The following is a 13,545-nucleotide window of genomic DNA, read 5'->3' as shown; positions in this document are numbered from 1 at the left end:
TGTCCGGGCCGGACAGGGGCAGGATCCGACGTCGCCTATGAGGAGCCCGAGTTGACCTTTGACGTCGGCGCGTTGCGCGCCCAGATCCCCGCCCTGCGGGCCGGCCTCGCGCACTTCGACGGTCCGGGCGGAACGCAGACGCCCGCCCCGGTCGTCGCGGCGATCGCCGACGCGCTCGAAGGCCCCCTCTCGATCCGGGGCAGTGTCGCCCCGGGAGAGGCGAACGCGGAGGCGCTCGTCCGGGAGTTCCGGCAGGCCATGGCCGACCTGCTGGGCGTGCACCCCTCCGGAGTCGTCTTCGGCCGCAGTGCGACCCAGCTCACGTACGACTTCTCCCGGACGCTCGCGAAGGACTGGGCGCCCGGCGACGAGATCGTGGTCAGCCGTCTCGACCACGACGCCAACATCCGCCCTTGGACGCAGGCCGCGGAGTGGGCCGGCGCCGTGGTCCGGTGGGCCGACTTCGATCCGGCGACGGGCGAACTCCCGCCGTCGGCCGTGGGTGAACTCCTCACCGAGCGGACCCGGCTGGTCGCCGTGACCGCCGCCTCCAACCTCATCGGCACGATCCCCGACATCCCGGCGATCGCCCGGCTGGTCCACCGCACGGGCGCCCTCCTCCACGTCGACGGCGTGCACTACGCGGCACACGCCTTCGTGGACCTCGCGGAGCTCGGCGCCGACCTCTTCGTGTGTTCGCCCTACAAGTTCCTCGGCCCGCACCACGGTGTCCTCGCGGCGTCCGCGGACCTGCTGGAGACGCTGCGGCCGGACAAGCTGCTGCCGTCCACCGACGCCGTCCCGGAGCGCTTCGAGCTCGGGACGCTGCCCTACGAACTCCTCGCCGGCACCCGCGCCGCCGTCGACCTGCTCGCCGGTCTCGGCACCGACCCGGCGGGGGGACGCCGGGCCCGCCTCGGATCCGCGCTCCGGTCGATCGAGCGGCACGAGAGGCAGCTGCGGGACCGCACGGAATCCGGACTGGCCGCGCTGGACGGCGTCACGGTCCACTCACGGGCCGCCGAACGCACCCCCACCCTGCTCCTGACCTTCGACGACCGCGACGCGGTGGACGCCTATCACTTCCTGGCGGAGCGGGGCGTCCACGCGCCCGCGGGTTCCTTCTACGCGCTGGAGGCGTCGCGGTACCTCGGACTGGGCGACACCGGGGGCCTGCGGGTCGGGCTCGCGCCGTACAACGACGAGGCCGACGTGGAGCGGCTCCTGGAGGGCCTGGCCGCGTTCCTGAAGTCGTGACCAGGCTGGGGAGGGGCGGGGGACACTCCTGCGCGACGCCGTCCGCCACCAAAACCGTAAGTCCCCGATACCGGTAAGCCTCCGATACCGGTATGTCCCCGGTTAGTTCCCGATACCGAGAGCGGTAGGCCCCGAGCCGTCCGCGGTGGTGCCGCGGCCCGGGCACTCCGGCACGCCCAGCATCCGCAGCGCGTCGTCCAGTCGGCGCGGCCGCAGCAGTCCAGGATGTCCGGGATCCGAGTCCCCGTCCCAGCCGGGGCCGCCGAGGAGGACCGGGCTCTGCGTCCGCGCTCCCCGTACGCCCCACCGTGTCCCGGCGACGTGCCGGGCGAGGGGCAGGTTCGCCGTGGAGCGCGACTGCGACCACAGGACCACTGCCGAGGGGCCGACTCGTCGTACGGCCGCGGCCAGCGCCTCGGCGGGCACGGCGCCGCCGAGCGTCAGAGCCGGTACCCCTCGCTCCGTCAGCACGGCGCCGAGCGCCTCCAGCGGCAGCGTGTGCGGCTCGCCCGGAAGGCAGGCCAGCAGCACGGGCGGCTCGCCCGCGACCGCCTTCCGTACCGAACGCACGTACACATATCGGAGAGTGGCCGAGATGTGCCAGGACAGCAGGTGTTCGACCTCGACGTACCGGTCGTCCGAGGACTCCCACTTGCGCCCGACCGCGCGGAGCGTGGGCACCATCACCTCGGCCCAGGCCGTCGCGAGTCCATGCGTCTCGACCGCGGTCGTCAGCAGGCTCTGCACGGCCGCCGCGTCCAGTCGTACGGCCGCTCGCGCCAGGCCCCGGCACTCCTGTCGTACGTCCCCGAGCGGCAGACCGGTACTCGGCCGGGGGGCCGGCGCGCCCGGGGACCGCGTGAGGGTGAGCGCGGGGGACCGGGTGCGGTCGCGGGCCCGTTCCTTCGCCGCACGGGCGGCCTCGGCGGGAGGCAGGCCCTCGGCCGTGAATCGGCACATCTCCTGGAGCATCGCCACGTCCTCGGGTGTCCACCGCCGGTGGCGGCCGTCGGTCCGCTCGGCGGGACCGATCCCGTACCGGCGGTCCCAGGACCGCAGTGTCGTGGGCGACACCCCGAGTGTCCGCGCCAGGGAACCGGTGGTCACACCCACACCCGTGCTGCGCGCGGCCATGTGCTCGCTCACCTCCACAGGGCGGCCCCCGCCGGCACGGCGCCGGGCGGCGCCTGGGTGCGGGAGCACGGCCTTCTGAGGCGCCCGAGTGGGTGGAAGCAGCGGGTCGTCACCAGTGATTCGCCTCGATTCGAGCACCGTGCCGGAGCGGGGGTCCGTCCGGCTCACCGTTTCTTCGGCGCTCGGGGGTCCCATGGATGCGAGAACACCCGGCCCCACTCGATCGGTGTCGGTTCTGGAGTCCCCGCCCTCGGCGAAGTCGACGATAAGCGCCCGCCCCACCACCTCGGGGTCACGAGCCGGTGATCGCGTCGTGTTGTCCCAGCCCCGCCTGATCGAGCAAACGGTGCATCGTGATCACGGGAAGCAGCCGGTTCGCGGCGGCTCCTGCCGCGACGGCGGGATCAGCGGACCCGAGCAGTTCCACCAGCCGGTCGGCCGGAACGGCGGGGTTGGTCGCGGCTCGACCTCGCACGGTGGCCTCGTCGTCGGTCAGCAGCGCCTCGACCGTACTGGCCGGCAGGCCGGGATGTGCCGCGGCGACCGCGCGGTCGCGGACTTCGGCGGAGCGGGCCAGGCGATCGGCGGCCTCGGCGGGGAAGTTCTTGTGGGCGAGCATGTCCCATCGGCTGTAGCCGGTCCACTGCTCGGCGATCCGAGCCAGCAGCCGGCCGGGGGCGTTCGGCTGTCGCTCGCACACGAAAAGCCGAACCGCGAAGCTTTCGTCGCCGGCGAGGATCTCGACGATCTCGTCCGGCAGATCGGGACGCATGGCCAGGGTCTTGCGGAAGATCTGGTGACGGCTTCGGGCGAACGCCGGCCGATCCTGGTCGGACAGGTCTTCGGTCAGCAGCCAGTCGACGATCTTGCTGCTCCCGTCGTCGTAGTCGACCGGTATCGACTCGCGCGACACCGGGTCGAGGTCGCACCGTGCGACGACAGCCGCGCGTACGTCGTTGTCCGGATCGTCCGCCAACTCCGCGACGTGCTCGGCCGACAGCGTCGGGTTGGCCGCCACCGCCGCGCGCGAGTCCGGACTTGCCAGGAACCGGTCGGCCAGGTCGGCGTCCAGGTCGGCGACTTCGGCGACCTGCCGCAGCAGACCCTCGCTGTACGCAGTGCCCGCCGCGGCGTCGATGTCGGCAAGAATGGCGCGTGCTGACTCAGCGGGAAGCGGACCGTCCAGGTGGCTCAGAAGCATCTCCCGGCCAAAAGCGCCGGTCACCCTCGACAGGAGCTCTCCGATCCGGCCGGTCGGCGCCAGGGGCCATTCGGCTGCGGCTATGGCGGCTGTTCGCCAGTCCCTGTCATCGAGCATCCCGGCGCGCACATCCTCCGGCAGGCGACGGTTGAAGGCGAGAGCGCGGCGGACTTTCGGTTCCGGGTCGCGGGCCAGCAGTTCGTAGACCTCGCGCGGCAACGGGTCCGGGACCTGGCGTCCGTGCACACCGACCGTGGTGAAGTACTCCGCGCCTTCAGCCAGCCGGCCCCGTACCCGCGGGTCGGCGTCGCCGGCGAGGACGATCTGCACCGCAGGCGGGATGTTCGGATTCGAGGCGAGCTCCGACCGCACACTCGCATCACGGTCGTCGGCGAGCGCGGCCGCGGCGTTCGCGGGAAGGTCGCGGCGCCGGGCCAGCGCGGACCGATCGATGTCCGCCGACGCGAGGCGGACCAGGACCTCCGGCGGTGCGGACGGGTTGCCGGCCAGACCACGCAGCAGCGCTTCCAGTCCGGGTTGTGCGAGGGCGGGAAGATCGAAGGAAGCGGACACCGCCCCATGGTGCCAGGCATGCCGGTGGAATTGTCCCGGCATCTGCGCGCCCGTCGCGCCAAGGGGCTCGACCACGTTCCGGCCGCTCCGCCGCCGAGGGCGGCGGAGCGGCCGTGAGGCACGCGGGAACTGCCGTGCCGTCAGCGTCGATTGCGCTCACCTGGTACAACACCGTTCAGGATCAAGGTGGTTTCCCGCCCGCCTGCCGTGTCCCCGGGGGCAGGGTTGGCGCCGGGAGCCACGTGAACGCCGAATCGACGATCAGCGCGAGTCCGCCTCCTCGATGTCACGGCCGGCCGTCGGCGACGTGCCCCGCGAGGCCGGAAGCGCCCGTCCCAGGCGTGCGAGCGGGGACGAAGCCATCACCGCCGGCGACAGCAGCATGCCCCCGGCCGTCACCAGGAGGCTGGTGCGCAACCCCCAGGCGTCCGCGAGGAATCCGCCGAGCAGGGAGCCGAGCGGGGTCAGCCCCATGCCCATACAGGTGATCGTCGCAGCCGCGCGGCCCTGCATCCCGTCCGGAGTGACGGCCTGCCGGACGGCCATGACCGTGACGTTCACCAATTGGCCGCCGGTCCCGAACACGAAGCCGGATGCCAGGAGCGTGGCGACCGTCGGCGCGGAGGAGCCGTGCAGCGCGGGCACACACAGGAACGCGCCGTCTCCGACCGCCGCCGCTGACACGAGTACCGCGCCATGCCCGAACCGGTTGGGCAGGCGGGCGGCCAGCAGCGAGCCCAGGAGCGCGCCGGGTCCCGCCGCGGCGAGCGCCAGCCCGACGACGGTGCCCGACAGGTGGAGTTCCCGCGGCAGGAAGAGCAGGTAGACGGTCATCATCGCCGCGAAGGAGAACTGGAAGGCGGCCGAGGCCAGGCACACGGTTCGAAGCGCGGTATCGCCGACGACGAAGCGCAGGCCCTCATGAATGCGGTGCCAGACGCGAGGGGGACGTTCCGAGTGTTCCGGGATCGATTCGATCCGGCGGATCCGCCGGATCGACAGGAACGACAGCGCGAAGAACAGCGCGCCGACGGCGGCGGCCAACGGCGCCGACAGGGACACCAACGCACCGCCGAGGGCGGGGCCGCCGATCTGGGCGGCGGACCGGCTGCCCTCGAGCGCGCTGTTGCCGCGCACGAGGTGGTCGCGTTCCACCAGCCGTACCAGAGACGCCTGGTAGGCCACGTCGAAGAACACGGACAGGGCCCCGATGGCGAAGGCGAGCGCAAGCAGAGCGGGCAGGCCGAGCCGGTCGAAGAGGCAGGCCACGGCGGCGGCGCCCAGAGCCAGGGCCCGACCGACGTCCGTGAGCACCATCGTCGTGCGAGTCCGCCATCCGTCCACCCACGCGCCGGCGAAGAGCGAGAGCAACAGGATCGGCGCCTGCCCCACGGCGCGAAGGACACCCAGCCGGCCGGCACTGGCGTGGAGCGTCAGGACGGCGATGAGCGGCAGAACCACCAGACTCGCGTGCTCACCGAGTTGGGAGGCCGTCTGACCCGTCCAGAGTCTGCGGAAGTCGACGTCCCGCCACAGGCTTGACGGAACAGGTCGGTCGGAATCGGATACAGCGGAGGAAGCGGACGGCACGGGAATCCCTTGTGTTGCCGACAACGACGCCCGCCACCGGGCACCCGAGAGGCGCACCGACGGTTCAGGCAGGAGGAGGCTCGCTGTGCCGCAACGTCAAGGGCAGCACGCGATGACGGGCCGGTCACGGCCCACAACGTCAGCGCGCGCTCGGAAAACCGACCATGTTCTCGCTCCTCATGGGTCACTCGCCGCACCCGAACAGTAGCCCTCGGCCGCCCGGCGCGAAAGGCGAAGGCGCCCGCGGGACGTGATCCGCCGCCTGCTCCCGGTGTGGCAAGGGAGGGCGCATACCCGGCCTTCCGCGGGGTCCGTCACGTCGTGACGTCCCGCTGTTACTGCCGAGGGGTGGTGTCCTTGCGGAGGCAGGCCTGCTGCTCCCGGCGGTCGATCCGCTCGCTGATCTTCTCGGCGGCGATGCGCAGACTGTCCAGTACGCCGGGGTCGAGTACGTCGAAGACGAGGTCGCGGACCCGGGCCACGTGTCCCGGGGCGGCCTCGACGAGATGGGCGTGGCCGGCTTCGGTCAGGATCGCCTGGGTGTAGCGGCCGTTGGTGGGGTCGGGCTCGCGGCGGACGAAATCCCGGCGTTCCAGCCTGCTGATCAGGTGGGAGAGACGGGACTGCTCGGAGTTGGCGAGGACGGCAAGGTCGCTCATCCGCATCCGGTGTCCCGGCTGGTCGGACAGTCCGGCGAGGACGTAGTACTCGATGTAACTGAGGTGCGCGTCCTGCTGCAGCTGCACTTCCAGGGCGGCGGACAGTCTGTGCACCATCAGGCCGACCTGCCGCCATGTCTCCAGCTCGTCCGGGGTCAGCCAGTGGGGCTGATCGTTCGGGTGCGGAGGCTGTTCGGGCATGACGGGAGTCTAGCGGGCGTGAACGTTCACGAGTCCTCGCGCTTGAACTTTCATGTGCCACTCGTCTAGGATGTGACATGAAACTTCAAGTGCGAGGATCGGCCTCGGACCGGCCGGCCCATCAAGGAGAAGACCCCATGAGTGATCTGAAGATCGCCGTCATCCTCGGCAGCACCCGGCCGGGCCGCAACGGGAAGGCCGTCGCGGACTGGGTGGTGGACCGGTCCGGTGCCCGCGCCGGTGTCGAGTACGAGCTGGTCGACCTCGCCGACTACCCGCTGCCCCACCTGGACGAGGCGATGCCGCCGGCCATGGGTCAGTACCAGGGTGAGCACACGAAGACCTGGGCGGCGAAGATCGCCGAGTTCGACGGGTACATCTTCGTGACCCCCGAGTACAACCACTCCACCTCCGGCGTGCTCAAGAACGCGATCGACTACCTGTACGGCGAGTGGAACAACAAGGCCGCCGCCTTCGTCTCCTACGGTTCTCTCGGCGGCGCCCGGGCCATCGAGCACCTGCGGGCCGTGGCCAGCGAACTGCAGCTGGCCCATGTGCGTCAGCAGCTGTCCTTCTCGCTGTTCACCGACTTCGAGAACTTCTCCGTCTTCAAGCCGGGCGAGCAGCACGACGCTTCCGCGACCGCCCTGTTCGACCAGCTGGAGTCCTGGGCCCGCGCCCTCAAGACGGTCCGGGTCTGACACCGGGCCTGACATGGGGTCTGACGCCCCGCCCCTCGCAGGACGGGTGACGGCCACCTGAGGTGCGGTCCTGGAACAGACCGAGGTCGGGTTCCGGGACCGCATCCGAGAACCGCACTGTCCGCGGTGTCGTTCGTTGTCAGTGGGTCCGGGGGCGCTTCGTCAGTGGGGCCGGGCGCAACTCCTCGAAATGGCGCTGCGGCCCAGGCGCACGCTTGGCGACGGCCAGGTCCCACCGGTCCTGCGTCGGTCGGCGAGAGGAAGGAAGCGACCACCACGGCGAAGTCGGATGCCGTCGCGGCGATGAGTCCGCCGGCGCCCAGAGGTCTACCTGCCGACCGGTACACCCACATCGTCGGGAGCAAGGCATGGGCCTCATCCACATCGAGCTGTTCGCAACCCTCGACCTCGTCGGGCAGGCGCCCGGCGGCCCGGAGGAGGACCCGGTGGGGTTCCCGTTCGGCGGCTGGCAGGCGCCCCTGTTGGACGAGGTCGCCGGGGCACAGGTCGGTGCCGCGTACGAGGGCACGGACGCCCTCCTGCTCGGTCGGCGGACGTTCGACATCTTCGCCGCCTACTGGCCGCACCAGGAGGGCGGCCAGGACAACGAGATCGCCACGCTCTTCAACAGCGTCCCGAAGTACGTGGCCTCCCGCGGCAGGCCCGACCTCTCGTGGGCCGGGTCCACGCAGCTCGGCCCGGATCTGGCCGCCGCGGTGCGCGAGATCCGTGACCGGCACGAGCACGTGAAGGTCGTCGGGAGCCTGAACCTGGTGCAGACCCTGCTGCGCGAGAAGCTCTTCGACCGTCTCGACCTCTGGGTGCACCCGGTCGTGCTCGGCGTCGGGAAGAAGGTGTTCGACGGTGGCGAGGTGCCCACGAACGTCACACTCCTCGAACCGCCGGCAGCCGGTCCGAAGGGCATCGTGTACCTGCGCTACGGGCTCGCCGACGGGACGCCCGCGACGGGGGACATGAGCGCACCCGCCCGCGGCGCCGGGCGCGACGACTGAAGCCGCCCCGCGATAGGTGGGCCCGTGTCGTCGCCGGTGAATCTGCCAGGCCGCCCCCGTCACGCGTCGGCCTGGCGGGCCCGGACGCCCTAGAAGAGGTCGATCGACCCTTCCTGCGTGAGTTTCTCGAGGACCGTGCGCATCCACGGGCCGCGGACGGCCGGCAGCCGGACCAAGGTGTGCCGGAACGTTCCCCGGTCGGCCTGGAACGGATGGTTGGGGAGCAGCGGGAGGGGGTCGTCGCGGAGTACGTCCTGGGGCACGCGGCCGCCACGGGCAGGTCGCACGTCAGGCAGGCCATGTTGGGTCCGTCGGCTTCGTCGAGGCCACAGCAGGCACCGCCGCGCTTCTCGGGGATCAACCGGGTTCCGCGGACATCACCGGGCGCGATGACACTCGCGCCGGGCGCGCCGTCGGACAGGGCGTGGACAGGCGCGTAGATGCCGCGTGCCTCCGCCTCGCCCGGATGGATCTCGTCCCACATCCGCCACGGCCCTCCCCAGGGGTCCGGGTCCACGGCAAAGGTCCCCGCCTCCATGAGCACCGGAAGCTGGACCCCGTTCCCGTATACCTGGCGTGTGTGGGCCGGAAGGGAGACCTGGGACAAGGGGACGGTCAGCTCGGCATCGCACCTCGCACAAACGAATACGAACAAGGACCCTCCGCGTCGGAAACAGCCGCATCGTCGCAGCTCGGCGGCGGCCGGCCACCATGTTTTCTCGTCCGTGGGCTCGCGCTGCCGGGGAGGCCGGATCAGCTCAAGCCCCGACTCGCCGAACTCCTACGCGTGGGGGGGGTGCCCCTCGCGCCCGGGTTACGCCTGGCCCTGGGCGGTCGGGTCCTGGTCCACGTGATGTGGCTGCTGTGATCCGCATGTCCGACCCACCGGAGGATCAGTGGCACTGCTGTGGCCATACACGGAGCAGCAGTTGACGGGCCGTCACTCGACGGGGGAGGGCAGCCGGCTCCGCGAGGGTGCCATCGCCCATCGAACCACCGAGGTCACGACACCGCCGAGGGGGCGTACGAACAGACCGTCGACCACCGGCAGTCGGGGCAACCCGAGCTCCGCGGCGGCCCAGGAGGGCAGCAGCGAGACGGCGTTGGCGGCGAGCACCCCGTACGGCACGCGGGCGACCAGCGGCACGGGCGGGTCGAGCAGCAGGAAGCGCGCGGTGGCCCGCGCCTCGGGGGTGGCCCGTAGCTCGCCCCGGTACGCGGTCAGGCGCGCGGCCAGCTCGGCGCGGTTCGTCGGCGGGTCGGGGACACCGAGCGCGACGGCGACCCGGGCGGTGTCGGCGACGTACGCGTCGCAGTCGCCGTCGGACAGGGGGCGGACGCCGTAACGCTGGTGCGCGCGCAGGAAGCTGTCCGTCTCCGCGAGGTGGACCCAGCCGAGCAGCCGCGGGTCCGAGGCGTGGTACGGCGTTCCCTCACCGGTGACCCCACGCACCCGCTCGTGGACCGCACGAACCCGGGCGCAGGCCTCCTGCGCACTGTCGGCGGTGCCGTACGTCGTCACCGCCAGGAAGGTGCTCGTGCGCTGCAGCCTCCCCCAGGGGTCGCCCCGGAAGCCGGAGTGGGCGGACACGGCGGCCATGGCGAGCGGATGGAGCGACTGGAGCAGGAGCGCCGAGAGCCCGCCGATGAACATCGACGCGTCCCCGTGCACCGTGCGGATGGGGCGGTCCGGGCCGAACCACCGGGGTCCGGGCGTGCCGTGGATCCGGGCGCGGTTCTCGGGGCCGTCGGGTCCGGCGACACGGGCGAAGAGGCTGTTCCCCAGCCGTTCGCGCAGGCGGGCATGGGGCACGGTCGGCTGCGGTCCGGTCGGTCTCGTCATGGTGGCCTTCCGTCGGACGGTGTTCCCGGCGGTCCCGCCGTGCGGGCCTTCCACCCTTGACCGCGAAACGCCCGGGGACCACGGTCCATTGTCCTCACGGGCGGGGCCACGGCACCGTCCCGTCGTGGATTCCGTTCCCCACGGGCCCTCGGATGCGGTCCGGGACCGGTCCTTGCCTGCGACCGCCCCGGACTCCCTGCCTCGTCTCTCCCCCGTGCTCGTGGCTCAGGGCTCCTGCGGGGGCGGGGAGGGGAGAAGTCGATGCAGAGTCGATGCAAGTTGCCACGTCGCATCGAATCTCCGCATGGTGGCGGGGACGGAACGGCTCCGGACGACGGGAGCCCCCGACACCTCCGGGACGGCACGCCCTGACGGTGGGGCAGACAGTCCCGGAAGCCGGGGCGGATTCCGCCCGGCACGAGGAGCAGTCACCATGACCGCACAGCAGAGCACCGAGCGGAACCCCGACGCCGCGGTGCTGAGGGCCGCGGTGCGCGACTCGCTCACCGACGAGGAACTCGCCACCGGATTCACCGACGGCGACGAGGAGTGCCTCGCCGCCGCGTACCACCGCTGGGGCCGCCTCGTGTACACCCTGGCCCGGCGTTCCCTCGGGGACGCCGCCGAGGCGGAGGACGTCACCCAACTCGTCTTCCTCGCCGCGTGGCGGGGGCGCGCCGGGTACTCGCCCGAGCGCGGCGCCCTCGCCGCCTGGCTCGTCGGGATCACCCGCCGCAAGATCGCCGACGCGCTGACGGCCCGTACCCGGCGCGCCGACCTCGTCGCGGCGGCCGGCGCGGTGATGTCCCTGACCGCACACGACTCCGCGTCCCCGGCCGACACGGTCCTCGACCGGGTCCTCGTCCGGCAGGAACTGGCTCGACTGCCCGCACCGCAGCGCCGGGCCCTGAGCCTCGCGTTCTACGACGACCTCACGCACACCCAGATCGCCCAGCTCACCGGATGGCCACTGGGGACGGTCAAGAGCCACGCCCGGCGCGGGCTGCACCGACTCGGCCGTCGGCTGCGGGAGGAGACGGGCACCGGCAGTCGTCGCGGTTAGGGCGTACGTGAGGACGACGAGGAAGCCCGGCCGTCTCGTGAGCGCACGGTGCGCCGCGCGGCCCTCGCCGTTCTGTTAGGCGGCGGGACCCTGCGAGGGCGCCGTCTTCCGCGAGGACGCGGCCCCCGGGGACGACACGCCTTCACCGGTCGAGACGGGGACACCGAGCGGGCGGGCCAGACCGACCACCCCCTCGTCCAGCCGCTGCAGATGCCGCAGGACACGCGTGGTGACCCGGTCGTGGCGCGGGCCGTCGGGACCTTCCGGCTCCAGCAGGGCCGCGAGACTGGCACCGGTCTCGGCCACGCCCTCGCTGTCGTCGTCCTCGACGCGCGCGACGAGGACCTCGATGTTGTGCGCGATGCGCCGGCCGGCCTTCTTCAGACGCGGATCGGCCGCGACGGTCTTGCTGTGGGGGAGGAGTTGCGCCGTCGCCGCCAGGGAACGCGCGTGATAGGCGCACGTCTCCAGGAGGGCCACCAGATAGCGCGCCGTCTGACGGCGGGAGCGCAGCGGGGTGATCGGATGGGTCAGCGGCTGGACGGAGGACCGCAGATCGTCCAGCGCCTTGTCGAGGTCCCGCGCCCTGTCCAGCAGATCGAGCGTGGGGCCGCCGCTGAGCTGATCCACCGCCGCGCCGGTGACGTCCTCGAGCCGGCGCAGCACCGTGGCCAGCAGTTCGTCGGTCCGGCGGTCGGTGTGCACCGGCAGGACCAGGGCGGCCGCGATGACCCCGCAGACGGCACCGAGCGCGGTCTCCTCGATACGCAGGACCAGCACCGCGGTGCTGTAGGTGTTGAGCAGGGTGTACAGCAGGCCCAGCATCGCCGTGACGAAGAACGACATCAGGGCGTAGGACAGCGGCGCGGTGAAGAACATGGCGAAGATGAACAGCAGGACGAGCCCGAACGCCGTCCACGTGTGGGTGCCGACCAGGCCCGCCAGGAGGGCGCCGGCGACGACACCGAGGACGGTGCCGATCAGCCGGCGGTACCCCTTGACGAGGATCTCCCCGGTGGACGCCGTGTTCAGGAACACGACCCAGCAGGTCAGCACCGCCCAGTACCAGCGCTGACTGGAGAGGAACTCACCGCCGACGATGGCCAGCGCCGAGCCGACCGCGACCTGGACCGCGGTCCGCGTCGTCGGACGCTCCCAGCCCCGGCGACCGCTCTCCTCCCGCTCGGCCTCCTCGGACCCGGCGATGGAGACGTCCTCGGCGTCCAGTTCCTCGCGCGAACGGGTCGTCGACGGGGTGTCGTCGGACTCGTCCTGGGGCCCGTCGAGAGCCAGTCGCAGTCCGAGCACGGAGCGCGCCGTCTCGCCGATGCCACGGAAGACGTCCTGCACGGCGGTCGAGGCCTGCGGCAGGTTCTCCTCGTCGCGGTAGCCGAGGAGCCGGTTGCGCAGGTGGGCCAGCGCGGTGCCGCGGTCGTCGGCGATCGGGCGCAGGACCAGCAGGCGCAGCGCTTCGAGATCGCGGCGCAGGGTGGCGGTGATCCCGTCCTGGGCCCTGAGGCGGTCCCCGGGCGCGGGGACGGGTGCGTGCGGCAGATGCAGGGTGAGCGTGTCCGCCCGTTCCGCGCTGCGGGCGGTGAGCAGGAGCACGCCGAGCCGTTCGGCGGCGATCTCGGCTTCGGCGACCCGGCGCTGCACGAGCGAGGCGGTGGCGCTGTCACTGGTCCCCTCCGCCAGCTGCCCCTGGATCATCATCGCGCTCTCGTGGAGCCGGGCCGTGTGCCGCCGCAGTTCCTCCAGGGCCTTCTCGACGCGGTCGGGCCCGGCGTCCAGCAGCTCGATCTGGGCGGACACGAGCTGTGCCAGACGAGTCCGGAAGGCCTTGCGCAGCCGGTCCAGAACGCGTTCGGGCGTCTCGGGCACGACGACGAACCGCACCAGCGCGCTGCACACGAACGCGATGGCGAGCGTGACGCACAGGCCGGGCAGAGCGGAGAAGGTGGCCCTGACGAAGAGCGACACGAAGTAGATCTGGAACCCGATGAGCCCCAGGGCGGTCCCGCGGTCGCCGAACCGGCGGCTGTACACGGCGGCGAAGATCAGCGCGACGAAGAAGAGGTCGCCCACGACGACGGTCTTGTTGAGCAGCGCCCCCAGTGACATCGCCGCGAGCGCCACGGGCAGTCCCAGCAGGAGCGTCAGTGCCTGGTCGCGGCGCTGTTTGTCCTTGATGGCGAAGGTGCCGACCATAGCCGCCATGGCTCCGGCCACCATGTGCGTCACATCCACACTCATGACAGCCAGTACGGCGAGCGTGAGCGCGATGGCCCCCACCGTCCGCAGGCCGGCCAT

Annotated in this window: 11 protein-coding genes and 1 pseudogene; 4 read left to right on the top strand and 8 right to left on the bottom strand. The window is 71.9% G+C overall.

Features of this window, described 5'->3' with window-relative positions; all coding sequences use genetic code 11:
* The first annotated feature begins 51 nt into the window (after nt 1–51).
* Entirely contained in the window at nt 52–1,257 is a 1,206-nt protein-coding gene (locus OG199_RS02385) for a cysteine desulfurase-like protein (RefSeq protein WP_405827625.1), read from the top strand.
* Between the two features lie 102 nt (nt 1,258–1,359).
* Here the strand turns inward: OG199_RS02385 and OG199_RS02380 are convergent, their stop codons facing one another.
* The 4 genes from OG199_RS02380 to OG199_RS02365 all read right to left on the bottom strand — a co-directional run bounded on the left by OG199_RS02380 (nt 1,360) and on the right by OG199_RS02365 (nt 6,615).
* Entirely contained in the window at nt 1,360–2,391 is a 1,032-nt protein-coding gene (locus tag OG199_RS02380; RefSeq protein WP_405827623.1) for a MerR family transcriptional regulator, read from the bottom strand.
* Between the two features lie 292 nt (nt 2,392–2,683).
* The gene (locus OG199_RS02375) at nt 2,684–4,165 is read right to left on the bottom strand and encodes a hypothetical protein (RefSeq protein ID WP_405827621.1); all 1,482 of its coding nucleotides are present in this window, start codon (nt 4,163–4,165) and stop codon (nt 2,684–2,686) included.
* A 261-nt stretch (nt 4,166–4,426) separates the two neighbouring features.
* Nucleotides 4,427–5,755: an MFS transporter gene (locus OG199_RS02370; protein WP_405827619.1), complete on the bottom strand. Its 1,329-nt coding sequence runs from the start codon at nt 5,753–5,755 to the stop codon at nt 4,427–4,429.
* A 335-nt stretch (nt 5,756–6,090) separates the two neighbouring features.
* The gene (locus tag OG199_RS02365; RefSeq protein WP_356809699.1) at nt 6,091–6,615 is read right to left on the bottom strand and encodes a MarR family transcriptional regulator; all 525 of its coding nucleotides are present in this window, start codon (nt 6,613–6,615) and stop codon (nt 6,091–6,093) included.
* Nucleotides 6,616–6,752: 137 nt separating this feature from the next.
* Here OG199_RS02365 and OG199_RS02360 point away from each other — a divergent pair, with 137 nt between their 5' ends.
* Together OG199_RS02360 and OG199_RS02355 are read left to right on the top strand one after the other, a co-directional pair.
* Nucleotides 6,753–7,316, top strand: coding sequence for an NADPH-dependent FMN reductase (locus tag OG199_RS02360; RefSeq protein ID WP_401801637.1), 564 nt, complete (start codon nt 6,753–6,755; stop codon nt 7,314–7,316).
* Between the two features lie 368 nt (nt 7,317–7,684).
* Entirely contained in the window at nt 7,685–8,329 is a 645-nt protein-coding gene (locus OG199_RS02355) for a dihydrofolate reductase family protein (protein WP_405827616.1), read from the top strand.
* Nucleotides 8,330–8,418: 89 nt separating this feature from the next.
* Here the strand turns inward: OG199_RS02355 and OG199_RS02350 are convergent, their stop codons facing one another.
* The 3 genes and pseudogenes from OG199_RS02350 to OG199_RS02340 all read right to left on the bottom strand — a co-directional run bounded on the left by OG199_RS02350 (nt 8,419) and on the right by OG199_RS02340 (nt 10,172).
* Nucleotides 8,419–8,616 carry a hypothetical protein gene (locus OG199_RS02350; RefSeq protein ID WP_405834853.1) on the bottom strand — a complete coding sequence of 66 codons (198 nt, stop codon included), beginning with the start codon at nt 8,614–8,616 and terminating at the stop codon, nt 8,419–8,421.
* Nucleotides 8,595–8,984, bottom strand: a pseudogene (locus tag OG199_RS02345) (hypothetical protein); the annotation flags it as partial. The gene OG199_RS02350 and the pseudogene OG199_RS02345, both read right to left, overlap by 22 nt.
* A 285-nt stretch (nt 8,985–9,269) precedes the next feature.
* The gene (locus OG199_RS02340; protein ID WP_356808034.1) at nt 9,270–10,172 is read right to left on the bottom strand and encodes an oxygenase MpaB family protein; all 903 of its coding nucleotides are present in this window, start codon (nt 10,170–10,172) and stop codon (nt 9,270–9,272) included.
* 433 nt (nt 10,173–10,605) lie between these two features.
* Between OG199_RS02340 and OG199_RS02335 the strand changes: the two genes are divergently transcribed.
* The gene (locus OG199_RS02335; protein WP_356808036.1) at nt 10,606–11,235 is read left to right on the top strand and encodes a sigma-70 family RNA polymerase sigma factor; all 630 of its coding nucleotides are present in this window, start codon (nt 10,606–10,608) and stop codon (nt 11,233–11,235) included.
* Between the two features lie 75 nt (nt 11,236–11,310).
* On the opposite strand, the gene OG199_RS02330 is transcribed toward OG199_RS02335, so the two are convergent.
* Entirely contained in the window at nt 11,311–13,545 is a 2,235-nt protein-coding gene (locus tag OG199_RS02330) for an FUSC family protein (RefSeq protein WP_405834397.1), read from the bottom strand.

This window comes from Streptomyces sp. NBC_01176, from assembly GCF_045039825.1.
Taxonomy (GTDB): Bacteria; Actinomycetota; Actinomycetes; order Streptomycetales; family Streptomycetaceae; genus Streptomyces.
This window is presented reverse-complemented; position numbering and strand designations above follow the sequence as displayed.

Excerpts from the sequence above, each read along its gene's own strand:
- OG199_RS02380 (WP_405827623.1), bottom strand. The coding sequence starts at position 2,391 with ATGGCCGCGCGCAGCACGGGTGTGGGTGTGACCACCGGTTCCCTGGCG.
- OG199_RS02330 (WP_405834397.1), bottom strand. The coding sequence starts at position 13,545 with ATGGCCGGCCTGCGGACGGTGGGGGCCATCGCGCTCACGCTCGCCGTA.
- OG199_RS02360 (WP_401801637.1), top strand. The coding sequence starts at position 6,753 with ATGAGTGATCTGAAGATCGCCGTCATCCTCGGCAGCACCCGGCCGGGC.
- OG199_RS02335 (WP_356808036.1), top strand. The coding sequence starts at position 10,606 with ATGACCGCACAGCAGAGCACCGAGCGGAACCCCGACGCCGCGGTGCTG.
- OG199_RS02355 (WP_405827616.1), top strand. The coding sequence starts at position 7,685 with ATGGGCCTCATCCACATCGAGCTGTTCGCAACCCTCGACCTCGTCGGG.
- OG199_RS02340 (WP_356808034.1), bottom strand. The coding sequence starts at position 10,172 with ATGACGAGACCGACCGGACCGCAGCCGACCGTGCCCCATGCCCGCCTG.
- OG199_RS02365 (WP_356809699.1), bottom strand. The coding sequence starts at position 6,615 with ATGCCCGAACAGCCTCCGCACCCGAACGATCAGCCCCACTGGCTGACC.